General features: G+C 75.0%; 16 protein-coding genes and 1 tRNA gene. 11 read left to right on the top strand and 6 right to left on the bottom strand.

Annotated features, from left to right (window positions below; translation table 11 throughout):
* Positions 1-12: 12 nt before the first annotated feature.
* From ACI792_RS03535 to ACI792_RS03525, 3 genes are all read left to right on the top strand, one after another.
* The gene (locus tag ACI792_RS03535; RefSeq protein ID WP_456601352.1) at positions 13-960 is read left to right on the top strand and encodes a DNA polymerase domain-containing protein; all 948 of its coding nucleotides are present in this window, start codon (positions 13-15) and stop codon (positions 958-960) included.
* 62 nt (positions 961-1022) lie between these two features.
* A complete protein-coding gene (locus ACI792_RS03530; protein ID WP_456601351.1) occupies positions 1023-1613 on the top strand; it encodes a QsdR family transcriptional regulator in 591 nt (196 codons plus the stop codon).
* Between the two features lie 139 nt (positions 1614-1752).
* The gene (locus ACI792_RS03525; protein ID WP_456601350.1) at positions 1753-2235 is read left to right on the top strand and encodes a DUF4262 domain-containing protein; all 483 of its coding nucleotides are present in this window, start codon (positions 1753-1755) and stop codon (positions 2233-2235) included.
* Between the two features lie 50 nt (positions 2236-2285).
* Here the strand turns inward: ACI792_RS03525 and bcp are convergent, their stop codons facing one another.
* Positions 2286-2774, bottom strand: coding sequence for a thioredoxin-dependent thiol peroxidase (gene bcp / locus ACI792_RS03520; RefSeq protein ID WP_456601349.1), 489 nt, complete (start codon positions 2772-2774; stop codon positions 2286-2288).
* Between the two features lie 49 nt (positions 2775-2823).
* Positions 2824-3228, bottom strand: a complete 405-nt coding sequence (locus tag ACI792_RS03515) for a YjbQ family protein (RefSeq protein WP_456582639.1) — start codon at positions 3226-3228, stop codon at positions 2824-2826.
* A gap of 105 nt (positions 3229-3333) precedes the next feature.
* On the opposite strand from ACI792_RS03515, the gene rph reads away from it, so the two are divergent.
* The 4 genes from rph (at position 3334) to ACI792_RS03495 (ending at position 6398) form a co-directional block, all read left to right on the top strand.
* Positions 3334-4089, top strand: a complete 756-nt coding sequence (rph, locus tag ACI792_RS03510) for a ribonuclease PH (protein WP_456601348.1) — start codon at positions 3334-3336, stop codon at positions 4087-4089.
* Positions 4086-4697 carry an RdgB/HAM1 family non-canonical purine NTP pyrophosphatase gene (gene rdgB / locus ACI792_RS03505; protein ID WP_456601347.1) on the top strand — a complete coding sequence of 204 codons (612 nt, stop codon included), beginning with the start codon at positions 4086-4088 and terminating at the stop codon, positions 4695-4697. The genes rph and rdgB overlap by 4 nt, the downstream gene beginning before the upstream one ends.
* A gap of 222 nt (positions 4698-4919) precedes the next feature.
* Positions 4920-5435 carry a DinB family protein gene (locus ACI792_RS03500; RefSeq protein ID WP_456601346.1) on the top strand — a complete coding sequence of 172 codons (516 nt, stop codon included), beginning with the start codon at positions 4920-4922 and terminating at the stop codon, positions 5433-5435.
* 9 nt (positions 5436-5444) lie between these two features.
* The gene (locus ACI792_RS03495; protein ID WP_456601345.1) at positions 5445-6398 is read left to right on the top strand and encodes a DUF6910 family protein; all 954 of its coding nucleotides are present in this window, start codon (positions 5445-5447) and stop codon (positions 6396-6398) included.
* 287 nt (positions 6399-6685) lie between these two features.
* Here ACI792_RS03495 and ACI792_RS03490 read toward each other — a convergent pair.
* Positions 6686-6766, bottom strand: a tRNA-Leu gene (locus ACI792_RS03490).
* 88 nt (positions 6767-6854) lie between these two features.
* Between ACI792_RS03490 and ACI792_RS03485 the strand changes: the two genes are divergently transcribed.
* Together ACI792_RS03485 and ACI792_RS03480 are read left to right on the top strand one after the other, a co-directional pair.
* A complete protein-coding gene (locus ACI792_RS03485; protein ID WP_456601344.1) occupies positions 6855-7145 on the top strand; it encodes a DUF3618 domain-containing protein in 291 nt (96 codons plus the stop codon).
* Positions 7146-7149: 4 nt separating this feature from the next.
* On the top strand, positions 7150-7638 hold the full coding sequence (locus ACI792_RS03480) for a DUF427 domain-containing protein (protein WP_456601343.1): 489 nt from the start codon (positions 7150-7152) through the stop codon (positions 7636-7638).
* A 9-nt stretch (positions 7639-7647) separates the two neighbouring features.
* Here the strand turns inward: ACI792_RS03480 and ACI792_RS03475 are convergent, their stop codons facing one another.
* Positions 7648-8262 (bottom strand): TetR/AcrR family transcriptional regulator, encoded by a 615-nt coding sequence (locus ACI792_RS03475; RefSeq protein ID WP_456601342.1) that lies wholly within the window; start codon positions 8260-8262, stop codon positions 7648-7650.
* Positions 8263-8387: 125 nt separating this feature from the next.
* Between ACI792_RS03475 and ACI792_RS03470 the strand changes: the two genes are divergently transcribed.
* Positions 8388-9497 carry an EAL domain-containing protein gene (locus ACI792_RS03470; protein WP_456601341.1) on the top strand — a complete coding sequence of 370 codons (1110 nt, stop codon included), beginning with the start codon at positions 8388-8390 and terminating at the stop codon, positions 9495-9497.
* Positions 9498-9509: 12 nt separating this feature from the next.
* Here ACI792_RS03470 and ACI792_RS03465 read toward each other — a convergent pair whose 3' ends face one another.
* Positions 9510-10106: a histidine phosphatase family protein gene (locus tag ACI792_RS03465; RefSeq protein ID WP_456601340.1), complete on the bottom strand. Its 597-nt coding sequence runs from the start codon at positions 10104-10106 to the stop codon at positions 9510-9512.
* Between the two features lie 45 nt (positions 10107-10151).
* On the opposite strand from ACI792_RS03465, the gene ACI792_RS03460 reads away from it, so the two are divergent.
* Positions 10152-11006 carry an aldo/keto reductase gene (locus ACI792_RS03460; protein WP_456601339.1) on the top strand — a complete coding sequence of 285 codons (855 nt, stop codon included), beginning with the start codon at positions 10152-10154 and terminating at the stop codon, positions 11004-11006.
* An 85-nt stretch (positions 11007-11091) separates the two neighbouring features.
* Here the strand turns inward: ACI792_RS03460 and ACI792_RS03455 are convergent, their stop codons facing one another.
* On the bottom strand, positions 11092-11964 hold the full coding sequence (locus ACI792_RS03455) for an endonuclease domain-containing protein (protein WP_456601338.1): 873 nt from the start codon (positions 11962-11964) through the stop codon (positions 11092-11094).
* Positions 11965-12094 lie beyond the last annotated feature (130 nt).

The following is a 12094-nucleotide window of genomic DNA, read 5'->3' as shown; positions in this document are numbered from 1 at the left end:
AACGGTGACCCCATGGAGGAGCGGGACGGCGTGCCGCTGAGCAGCCTGGACTCGCCGCTGGGTGACGGGCTCGGCGTCCCCAAGCGCGCGCTCGTCGACCACCTCGACGCCGTCGCCGACCGGCTGGTCCCGCTGCTGGCGGGCAGGCCGCTCTCGGTGGTGCGGGTACGGCCGGGCCAGGCCCCGTTCATGCAGCGCAACGTCAGCAAGGGCGCCCCCGCCTGGGTGCGCACGGTGGCCGTGTGGGCGGAGTCCGCCCACCGCGAGGTGCACCAGGTGCTGTGCGACGACCGCCGCACCCTGCTGTGGCTGGCCAACCAGCGCGCGGTCGAGTTCCACGTGCCCTTCCTCCCGGCCGGCTCGCGGGAGCCGACCGGGCTGGTGCTCGACCTCGACCCGCCCGACGGCGCGGACTTCTCCGCCGTCGTGGCCGTCGCCCGGCTGGCCCGTCGGGCGCTGGCAGATGCCGGGCTCGCCGGCGCGGTGAAGACCAGCGGCTCCTCGGGGCTGCACGTCGTCGTCCCGGTGCAGGGCTCGCCGGTCGAGGACGTCGCCGCGGCCACGCGGGCGCTGGCGCAGCGGACGGCGCAGCTGGACCCCGGGGTCGCGACGACGGCGTTCCTCAAGGAGGAGCGGGAGGGCCGGGTCTTCGTGGACTCCACCCGGTCGGGGACCGGCACGGTCGTCGCCGCCTACAGCCCGCGGGTGCGGCCGGGGCTGCCGGTGTCGGCGCCCGTCGACTGGGCCAACCTGGACGCGGTGCGGCCGGGGGACGCCACCGTCACCTCGGGGTCGTCTCTGCCGGACTGGGCGGCGTTGCTGCCGGAGCCGCAGCAGCTCCCGGCCGCGCTCGTCGCCGAGGGGCACACCATCCCGGTGGCCCGGGTGCAGGCCATGCACGAGGGCAAGCGGCGGGCCCGGCTGCGGCGCGAGGCAGCGGAGGGGGACGCCGGCCGGTAGCCCTCGAACGGGCGGGTGCCGACGACGTCGGGGCCCGCTCCTCCTGCCCTACGCTGCCACCCGTGAGCGGCGCCCCGGAGGAGATCGTGCGCCACGCGGCGCGGACCCTGATGAGCGGCCGCCGCCTGGACACCGGCACCCTGGCGACGGAGCTGGGCATCTCCCGGGCGACCCTGTTCCGCCGCGCCGGCAACCGGGACGCGATCCTCGGCGAGGCGCTGGCCTTCCTGGGCCGGCGGACGCTCGCGGCCGCCGAGCGCGAGCACGACGCCCGGGCGTCCGGGGACGGGCCGGACACCCGGCTCCGCTCCCTGGCGGTGATGGAGGACTTCCGCTACGCCCTCAGCACCGCCCTCCCCGTCCGCCGCCTGCTCGACGAGGAGCCGGCGACCGCGATCCGCGTGCTCACCGATCCGCAGGGCCGGGTCCAGCCGCGGGTCGTGGAGGCCTACACCGAGCTCTTCCAGCGGGATGTCGACGAGCACGGTCTCGAGCCGCAGATCCCCGTTCCGCTGCTCGCCCTCGCCGTCGTCCGGCTGGGGGAGTCCTTCCTCTACTCCGACGTGCTCGCCGCCCGGGCACCGGACCTCAAGGCGGCGACGACCGTGCTCGACGCACTGGTCACCAGCGTCTTCGGGCTCGATCGCCGCTGAGGACGACGTCCGGGCCGTTCCGGGGGATGTTCCGGCGGGCGCCCCTCCGCCACCGGCGGCTGTCCCCAGGCGCGGCGGTCGTCCACAGCCGGGTCTCCGGGCGCCCCGGTCGTCGCTGTCCGGCGGGACGCTGGGCGGCATGACGACCGATCCGCAGACGATCGCCTGGCTCGACCAGGAGGACAGCCGCCTGGCGCAGGGGATCCGCGTCCACCGGTTCGCCGTGCAGTACGTGATGCGCGGCGAGGCCTCCGACGAGCCGGCGTTCGGCTACACCGTGGGCCTGTTCGGGGTGGGGCACCCCGAACTGGTCGTGGTGGGCGTCGGGCGCGAGGCGGCGAGCGGCCTGCTCGACCACGTCGCCGGCCTGGTCCTCGACGGCCGGGACCTGGTGCCGGGCGAGGTGCTCACCCACGGCCGGGCGGAGCCGCTCGTGGTGGAGGAGCTGCCCAACCCGGGGGAGGTCCTGTTCAGCGCCAACCGCTTCTACCAGCGCCCCGACGAGTACTCGGTGCCCGCCTACCAGCTGACCTGGGCCCACCCGGACGGCGGCTTCCCGTGGGACCCGGGCTACCCGTGCCCGCCGGAGTGCCAGCCCCGGCCGGGGACGTGGCGGGCCTAGGCAGACGTTCTTGCCCGGCCACCCCGCAGTGGCCCCTGGAGGGTGGTTCTTCAGTCCAGCCCGAGGTCGCGGCGGAGCTTGGCGACGTGCCCGGTGGCCTTGACGTTGTAGGAGGCGCGCTCGACCCGGCCCTCGGCGTCGATGACGAACGTCGACCGGATCACGCCGACGACCTCCTTGCCGTACAGCTTCTTCGTGCCGTAGGCGCCGTAGGCCTGCATCACCTGCTTGTCGGCGTCGGAGACGAGCGTGATGCGCAAGTTCTCCTTCTCCCGGAAGCGGGCGAGCTTCTCGACCGGGTCGGGGGAGATGCCGATGATCTCCAGCCCCGCCTCGGCGAGGTCACCGGCCGCGGCGGTGAAGTCGACGGCCTGCGTGGTGCAGCCCGGCGTGAGCGCGGCCGGGTAGCAGTAGACGATCACGCGCCGGCCGCGGTACGAGGAGAGCGACACCGGGGTGCCGTCGGCGTCGGGCAGCGTGAAGTCCGGCGCCGGGTCGCCGGCGGCCAGGCGGACGGGGGCGGCGTCGGTCTCGGTCATGCCGCGCATCCTGCCGTGTCTGCGGGAGGGGCTCGCAAGGGGGCGCACCTCAGCCGGGCAGGAAGGAGAAGCGGACGTGCCGCTGGTGGTTGTCCGTGTTGGTGTCCACCAGGCAGATGCGCTGCCAGGTGCCCAGCATCAGCCGCCCCTCCAGCACGGGGACGCTGGCGTGCGGCGGCACGAACGCCGGCAGCACGTGGTCCCGGCCGTGTCCCGGGCTGCCGTGCCGGTGGCGCCACCGGTCGTCGCGGGGGAGCAACTCGTCCAACTGGGCGAGCAGGTCGTCGTCGCTCCCCGCGCCGGTCTCCAGGATCGCCAGCCCGGCGGTCGCGTGCGGGACGAAGACGTGCAGCAGGCCGTCGCCCTCCGGCTGCACGAACTCGGCGCAGTCGTCGGTGAGGTCGACGACGACGGGGACGCCTCCGGTCCGGACGGCACGCAGCTCCGATCGCATGGCACCGATCCTGCCGGAGGCCCGGGCCCGTGCGCCCGCCAGCACGCGGGGGAGCGGGCCCGGGTCGCGGCCGCCCGTCGGCGGCGCGCACTACTGTCGGCACCCGTGACGCAGCCTCGACCCACCCCCCGCGCCGACGGCCGTTCGGCCGACCAGCTCCGCCCGGTGACCATCACCCGCAACTGGCTCGACCACGCCGAGGGCTCGGTGCTCGTCGAGTTCGGGCGCACCCGCGTCCTGTGCGCGGCGAGCGTCACCGAGGGGGTGCCCCGCTGGCGCAAGGGCTCGGGCCTGGGCTGGGTCACCGCCGAGTACTCGATGCTGCCGCGCGCCACGCACACCCGCAGCGACCGCGAGTCGGTCCGCGGGAAGATCGGCGGCCGCACGCACGAGATCAGCCGGCTGATCGGCCGCTCGCTGCGCGCCTCGATCGACCTGGGTGCGCTCGGAGAGAACAGCATCGCCATCGACTGCGACGTTCTGCAGGCCGACGGCGGCACCCGCACAGCGGCCATCACCGGCGCCTACGTGGCGCTGGCCGACGCGGTGGCGTGGCTCGGCGAGCGCAAGAAGCTGGCGAAGCGAGAGCCACTGGTGCAGTCGGTCGCCGCGGTCAGCGTCGGGGTCATCGACGGCGAGCCGCGGCTGGACCTCGCCTACGAGGAGGACGTCCGCGCCGGCACCGACATGAACGTGGTCTGCACCGGGAACGGCGGCTTCGTCGAGGTGCAGGGCACCGCCGAGGGCGCGGTCTTCGACCGGCCGACCCTCGACGCGCTGCTCGACCTGGCGGTCGGCGGCTGCGCCGAGCTCACCCGCCTGCAGGCCGAGGCGCTGTCGCGGGAGCCGGTCGGCCGATGAGCACGCGGCTGCTGCTGGCCACCCGCAACGCAGGCAAGCTCGCCGAGCTGCAGCGGCTGCTGGCGAGCGCGGTGCCCGGGGTCGAGGTCGTCGGGCTGCGCGACGTCGAGGAGTACCCGGAGGCGCCGGAGACCGGCGCGACGTTCGCGGAGAACGCCTTGCTCAAGGCCCGGGAGGCTGTCCGGTACACCGGGCTGCCCGCCGTGGCCGACGACTCCGGGCTCGCGGTCGACGCGTTGAACGGCATGCCCGGGGTGCTCTCGGCGCGCTGGTCGGGCCGGCACGGCGACGACGACGCCAACACCGCGCTGCTGCTCGGCCAGCTCGCCGACGTGCCCGGCGAGCGGCGGGGCGCGGCCTTCGTGTGCGCGGCGGCGCTCGTCACCCCCGACGGCACCGAGCGGGTGCTGGAGCGGGAGTGGCGCGGCCGGGTGATCCGCGAGAAGCGGGGGAGCAACGGCTTCGGCTACGACCCGGTGTTCGTCCCCGAGGGGCTCGAGCTGACCTCGGCGGAGCTGGAGCCGGCGGAGAAGGACGCCCGCAGCCACCGGGGGCAGGCCTTCGCGGCCCTCGTGCCGGTGCTCGCCGAGGTGCTGGGCGCCCGCTGAGGCGTCGATCCCGACGGACCGGGGAGCCGAGCCAGGCGAGGGAGTCCGCCTCCTCGGGCTCGGCGTGCCGGCCCGGGCGCACGGGCTCCTCGCCGGCGCCCGGCGCCCGGCGCCGAAGGCCGGTGCGCCTTGGCGGCCGCGTGCGGGCCGGGCGGCGGTGGAGTGGACGACGGCGGCCGAACCCGGCTGACGGGCGGCTCCCCGAGGGCTAGCGTCCGGCGCGTGAGCCTGCCCGCCCGCGTCCGACCACCCGGGGCCGGTGACGAGCGGGAGCTGCTCGTCGGCTGGCTGGACCTGCAGCGCGCTGTCGTGCACCTCAAGTGCGACGGGCTCACCGACGACGACGCCCACCGGGCCCTGCTGCCGACCTCACCGCTCATGTCGATCGCCGGCCTGGTCTCCCACCTGCGCTGGGTGGAGCACTGCTGGTTCGAGGTGCTGTTCCTGGGCCGGTCGAAGGAGGCCAACCCGCAGTTCGGCGACGACGGGAGCGCCGACTGGCGCGTGGGCGGCGTCCCGCTGGCGCGGCTGCTCGACGAGTACGCCCGCCAGTGCGCCGCATCGACGGAGATCGTGGCGGCCGCGTCGCTGGACGAGCTGGGTCGCGACGAGGAGTACGGGGGCACGACGCTCTCCCTGCGCTGGATCCTCGGGCACATGGTGGAGGAGGTCGCGCGGCACGTGGGGCACCTCGACCTGCTCCGCGAGCTGGTCGACGGGCGGACCGGCTACTACTGATCCCGGCGCGTGAGCGGCCGTCGGGCGGGGCACACCGGGGCGATGCAGGTCTTCGTGGACGCCGCCCGGCCGCTGCGCTTCGCCGACGGCACCCCGGTGACCGCGGCCTCGGGCGTGGCCCCGCTCGGGGACGGCTGGCTGGTCGTGCAGGACGACTCGACGGTCGCCGCCTGGCGCCGTCCGGACGAGGTGGTGGCGCTCGAGGTGCTCCCGCCCGTCGAGGGGCTGCGCACGTTCCGCGAGGCGGAGGGCACCAAGCGCCTCAAACCCGACCTGGAGGTCGCCTGCCCGGCGGAGGTGGACGGCGAGCCGGCCGTGCTCCTCCTCGGCTCGGGCTCCTCGCCCCGGCGCATGCGGGGGGTCCTCGTGCGGCTGGAGGGCGGGCGGCCGGTGGTGCGCTCCGCGGAGCTCGGCCCGGTCTACCACCGCGTGGCCGACGTCCTGGGGCTGCCGATGGACCACGTGAACCTGGAGGGGGCGAGCCGCCACGGCGACGTGGTCCGGTGGTTCAACCGCGGCAACCTCATGGCCGGCGTCCGCTCCGCGAGCGTCGACGTGCCGCTGCAGGACGTGGTCGCCGCCGTCCTCGGTCGCGCGGAGCCCGCCGCCGTCCCGGTGGACCGGCCGCGGGAGTACGAGCTGGGCCAGGTCGAGGGCGTGGGCCTGGCGGTCACCGACGCCGTCGCGCTGCCCGACGGGCGGGTGCTGCTGAGCGCCGCCGCCGAGGACACCCCGAACGCGGTGGACGACGGTCCCGTGGTCGCCACCGCGATCGCGCTGCTGGACGGCGACACGGTGCAGGCGGTCGTGCCCATCCCGGAGGTGGACGGGCACGTGCACAAGGTCGAGGGGTTGGCGCTGTGCGGGGTGGACGGCGACACCGTGCACCTGCTGGCCGTGGTGGACGACGACGACCCCGACGCGCCGTCGGCCGAGCTCGACCTGCGGGTGGTCCTGGGCTGACCGTCGCGTCAGCCGGCCCGGCGGAGCAGCTCGGCGCGCCCCTCGAGCCGGCCGGCGCGACGAGCACCAGCACGGCCAGGGCCGTGGCCACCGCGACCCCGACCCACCACCAGGCGGATTGCGCGACCGCGAGGATGGCGGAGACCAGGGCGAGGGCGGCGGGCAGGGGCAGCGCGCGGGTCCGCGTCGCCCGCACCGTGAGCGTCGTGGCGGGCACCGCAGCCGTCGTCACCCCGTCGGGGACCACCACGCCGGGACGACAGCGCGCACTCTCGGAGACGTCCGCGTGCGGGAGGGGGGAGTCGAACCCCCACGCCCGAAGGCACCAGATCCTAAGTCTGGCGTGGCTGCCGTTACACCACTCCCGCGTGGTCCCGGAGTGTAGGAGCACCTCTGCGGGTGGCCGTGGCGGACCGTCGGCGCGCTGACCTGCGGGACGTCTGGCAGGCTGTCGCCGTGCCCCGCGACCCACGACAGATCCAGCTCGAGATCGATGCGGCCCGCGAGTCGCTGGCCGCCACCCTGGACCAGATCGCCTACCGGAGCAGCCCGACCCGGCTGAAGGCGCAGGGCCGGGACGCCGTCCAGCGCTTCCTGCGGACGCCGGCGGGCCAGGCCACGGTCGGCGCGGTCGGGCTGCTGGTGACCCTGGTCGTCGTCCAGAAGGTCCGGCACCGCCGCAAGGCCGACGTCGTGCAGGTCGGGCGCCGCAAGGTCGTGGTCGAGAAGGTCAACCGGACGCGCTGATCCGGTGCGCCGCGATCCGGTCGGCCCGGGTCAGGAGTCGGTCTGGGACTACCCCCGGCCCCCGTCCGCCGAGGTGACCGGGCGGCACGTCGTCGTGGAACTCGGTGGGCGGGTGCTCGCCGACACCCGTCGCGCGGTGCGGGTCTGCGAGACCAGCCACCCGCCGGTGTACTACGTGCCGCGCGAGGACGTCGCCGTCGACCTGCTCGAACGGGCGCCGGGCCGCTCGGTGTGCGAGTGGAAGGGGGCGGCGACCTACTGGGACGCCGTCCTCGACGGCCGGCGCGTCCCGGCCATCGGGTGGTCCTACGAAGACCCCGCCCCGGGCTACGAGCACCTGCGCTCGGCGATCGCCTTCTACCCCGGCAGGGTCGACCGGGCGCTCGTCGACGGGGAGCAGGTGCGCCCGCAGCCGGGCGGCTTCTACGGCGGCTGGGTCACCGACGAGATCGCCGGCCCCGTCAAGGGTGGGCCCGGCACCCTCGGGTGGTGAGCGGCGGGGTCAGCCCTGGGTGCGCACCAGCGGCAGGACGACCGTCTCGAGCACCTCGTCGGCGAAGGCCTCGTCGACCGGGCGGTGCGTGAGCAGCCAGCGCTGCACGAGGAGCGCGCTGATCGTCTCGGCGGCGACCGAGCTCCGGAACTCCGGGCCCACGTCGCCGCGGGCCTCGGCCTGCTGCCACACCTTCTCGAAGGACTGCCGCCACACCGCGAGCGGCCCCTGCTCGAACGCCTCGGCGAGCGCCGGGTGGCGCGGCACGGTGGAGAGCAGCGAGAGCGTGGCCGCGCCGGTCGGCCCGTTCACGACGCCGACCAGGGTGCGCATGATCTCGCGCAGGTCGCCCTCGAGGGAGCCGGTGTCGGGGCTCTGCGCCACGTCGCGGTTGAGGTCGGAGATGGTGTCGACCACGAGGTCCTGCTTGGTGCGCCAGCGGCGGTAGATCGTCGCCTTCCCGACGCCGGCCTCCGCGGCCACCGCGTCCATGGTCAGCGCCCCGTAGCCCACATCGGCCAGCAGTCGCAGGATCGCGGCACGGATGACGCCGTCGCGGCTGGGATCGCGCGGCCGGCCGCCACGGCTCGGGCGGTCGGCTTCGGCGGTGGGGAGTGCGGCCATGGGCAAACCTTAGACATTCAAGTTGAGAAAGTGCTGGAAGTCCTCCTCGAGTACCCCGGAAGAGCGTTCCGATACCGCCGCGCGCCTGTCTCGCGGGCCACATCCGGTGCGTCACCCTGTCCTGCGTGGGAACCATCTGCGGCGGTGTCTGCGGGTGCCGTCAGAACTGGGAGACGCCCGGCCGGGCGAGCCGCGCGCTGCTCGCCACCTCGATCGGGCACGTGCTGCCGCACGTCGCCCGCACCGCGAGGGCTCTGGGCCTGACCGTCCACTCCTCACCCCAGCTGGTCGACGTCGTCGACGACCGCGGCGGGCGTGGCCTGGAGCGGCTGTTCCAGAAGCTGGCGCGGGAGCTCACCGGCGCTGAGACCGAGGCCGTGCGGGTGGCCACCGACCCGCCGGACGACGGCCCCGCGCTCACCGCCCGGCTGCTCACCGCACCCACGCTCGCCGTCGAGCTGGCCCGGCGCGGGGTCACCGTGGAGGTCGGCGTCCTGGCCGAGGCCGAGCTCTGGTCGGTGTACCAGCCGATCGTCTCGCTGGCCGACCGGTCGGTCGTCGCCCACGAGGCGCTGCTGCGCGGGCTGGTCGACGGCCGCGAGGTCGGTGGCGGGGACCTGTTCTTCGTCGCCGAGTCGGCGGGCTGGCTGGACCGGCTGGACCGCATCGGCCGGGAGTCCGCGATCTCCGGCGCGATGCCGTGGCTCGGCGGGGACGACCTGTTCATCAACGTCAACCCCACCTCCATCTACCGGCCGCAGGTCTGCCTGGCCAGCACCGAGCGGGTCGCGCACGACGCGGGTGTCGACCCCCACCAGCTCGTCTTCGAGGTCGTCGAGTCGCACGCCGTCGCCGACCGCGGGCACCTGGTGTCGGTGCTGGAGCACTACCGCTCCCTGGGCTGGCGGGTCGCGCTCGACGACGTCGGCGCGGGCTGGTCCAGCCTGTCGCTGCTGGCCGCGGTCCGGCCCGAGGTGGTCAAGCTCGGCAAGGGGCTCGTGCAGGAGCTGCCGGACGACGGCGCCCGCACGGTGCTGAAGGCGGTGACCGACCTGGCCCACCAGCTCGGGGCGGTCGTCGTCGCCGAGGGCGTCGAGACCGAGCAGCTGGCCGAGGAGGTCACCGCGCTCGGGGCCGACCTGGGCCAAGGGTGGTTGTTCGGCCGGCCGGTGCGCCCGGAGCCCGCGGTGGAGGAGCCCGAGGGGCGCTGGCAGCCGGTGGCGCGCTCCCGCTGAGCCCCGCGGCGTTCAGCCCAGGGCCCACCCGGTGAGCACCGGCCGGCCGTGCTCGTGGCCTAGTACGCCGTACCGGCCCGCGGGCAGCGCGAACAGCGACCCGGCCTCGGGAGCGAGCCCCAGCCACCGGGCCGTCAGCACCCGGAGCACGTGGCCGTGGGCGACCAGCGCGACGTCGCCGTCGGGCAGCCGGTCCCGCACCCGGTCGAGCACCCGGTCCACCCGCACCCCGACGTCCGTGAGCGACTCACCGGGGACCTCGGCGTCCACGGTGCCGTCCCGCCAGATCGACCACTGCCGGCCCAGCTCCTCGCTGATCTCGGCCGTGGTCCGGCCCTCGTAGCCGCCGTAGTGCAGCTCGACCAGGTCGCCGTCGACGGCCGTGGTGGTCAGCCCGGCGAGCTCCGCGGTCCGGCGCGCCCGCTGCAGCGGGCTGACCCGCACCTCGGCGAACGCCCGGCGACCCAGCACCTCCCGCAGCGAGCGGGCCTGCTCCTCGCCCTCGGGCAGCAGCGGCAGGTCGGTCGCCCCGGTGTGCTGGCCGCTGCGGCTCCACTCGGTCTGCCCGTGCCGGAGCACCACCAGTTCTCCCATCGGCTCATGGAACACGCCCGGGAGGGAACACGCACGGGGGTTGCCACGCTGGCTCCCGGCATGACCACCGCACAGCTCAGCGACACGTTCACCATCGGCGGCGACCTCCCCGTGCACCGGCTCGGCTACGGCGCGATGCAGCTGCCCGGCCCCGGCGTCTGGGGCGAGCCGGCCGACCGCGCCGCCGCCGTGCGCGTCGTGCGGGCCGCCGTCGAGCAGGGCGTCGACTTCATCGACACCGCCGACTCCTACGGCCCCGAGATCAGCGAGCAGATCATCGCCGAGGCGTTGCACCCGTACCCGGAGAACCTGGTCATCGCGACCAAGGCCGGCCTGACCCGCCAGGGCCCCGGCATCTGGACGCCGGTGGGCCGCCCGGCCTACCTCAAGCAGCAGGTGGAGCTCTCCCTGCGGCACCTGGAGCTCGACCGCATCGACCTCATCCAGCTGCACCGCATCGACGCCGAGGTGCCGCTGGCCGACCAGCTGGGCGCCTTCAAGGAGCTCCAGGACGAGGGCAAGGTGCGCCACATCGGCGTCTCCGAGGTGTCGGTCGAGGAGCTGGAGGCCGCTCGCCAGGTCACCGAGATCGTCAGCGTGCAGAACCTGTACAACCTCACGAACCGGCAGAGCCAGGACGTGCTCGACTACGCGACCGCCGAGGGCATCGCCTTCATCCCGTGGTTCCCCATCGCCACCGGTGACCTGGCCGCCCCCGACAGCCCGGTCGCCGACATCGCCCGCGAGCTGGACGCCACCCCGTCGCAGGTGGCGCTCGCCTGGCTGCTGCAGAAGTCGCCGGTCATCCTGCCGATCCCCGGCACCAAGTCGGTCGACCACCTCACCGAGAACCTGGGTGCGGCGCGGCTGATCCTCTCCGACGAGGACATGGCGCGCCTGGACGCCATCGCCTGACCCGCAGTTCCCGCGAGCCATGCGAACTCGTGGCCATCGCCGCCTGATGGCCACGAGTTCGCATGACTCGCGGCTCACCCGCCTCTCAGCCCAGCCCGAGCGCCGCCCGGATGGCCGCGAGCACCTGGTGGGGGCGACCGAGCAGGTCGGCTGAGGTGAAGCGCAGGATGGTCCAGCCCGCGAGGACCAGGCCGTTCTGCCGGCGGACGTCCGCCACGAAAACCCTGCGGTCCCGGTGCACGTCGCCGTCGAACTCCACCACCACCCGGCGGTCGGGCCATGCCAGGTCGACCTGCCCGAGGAACCGCCCGCCGTCCCGCACGACGTGCTGCAGCACCGGTGGCGGCAGGCCCGCCTCGTGGATGGCCCAGCGCAGCACCGACTCCATCGGGGAGCCGGCCAACGGGTCGGCGCACGCGGCGACCCGTCGGGCGGTCACGATCCCCCGACGTCCGGCCGATCGCAGCAGGACAGCGGGGAACTGGGCCCGCGGGTACCCCCGCGCCAGCATCTGGTCGGCGACGGCCAGGAGCGCAGCGGGTGGGACGACGGCGGCGAGGTCCATCCAGGTCCGGCTGGGCGAGGTCGTCACCACCCCGTGCAGCCGGCGCGTCTCGGGTGCGGGCACGTCGGAGAAGTGCAGGCGGCGGTCGCGGCGCTGGCGGAGCCGGGCGTCGCGCGGGACGGTCAGGTGCACCCGCTCGTCCTCCGCCACCAGTGGCACCTGGAAGCCCCACAGGCGGGCCGCCGTGAGGTGGCTGACCACTGCCCCGTCCGGAGCGCCGAGCAGCACGGCGCGCATCCGCTGCAACTCGTCGCCGGATCGGGGGAGGTAGGTGTCCCGCGAGGCGTGCAGGACGTCCCGGTGACGCAGGTGCCAGTCGGTGATGCCCTTCGCCCGGGCGCCGCGCCGGTCCAGCGGACCCTGGACCCGTGGCGGTACCGGGGGCGTGGGCATGCCGAGGAGCGTGCCGAAATCAGGGGTCGCTGCGCTTCCGCCATCCACAGGCAGGGCGAGCCATGCAACCTCGTGGCCATCGCCGGCTGATAGCCACGAGTACGCATGGCTCGGCACGGCCGGACCCCGG

It is taken from the genome of Blastococcus sp. SYSU DS0669 (genome assembly GCF_054050895.1).
This window is presented reverse-complemented; position numbering and strand designations above follow the sequence as displayed.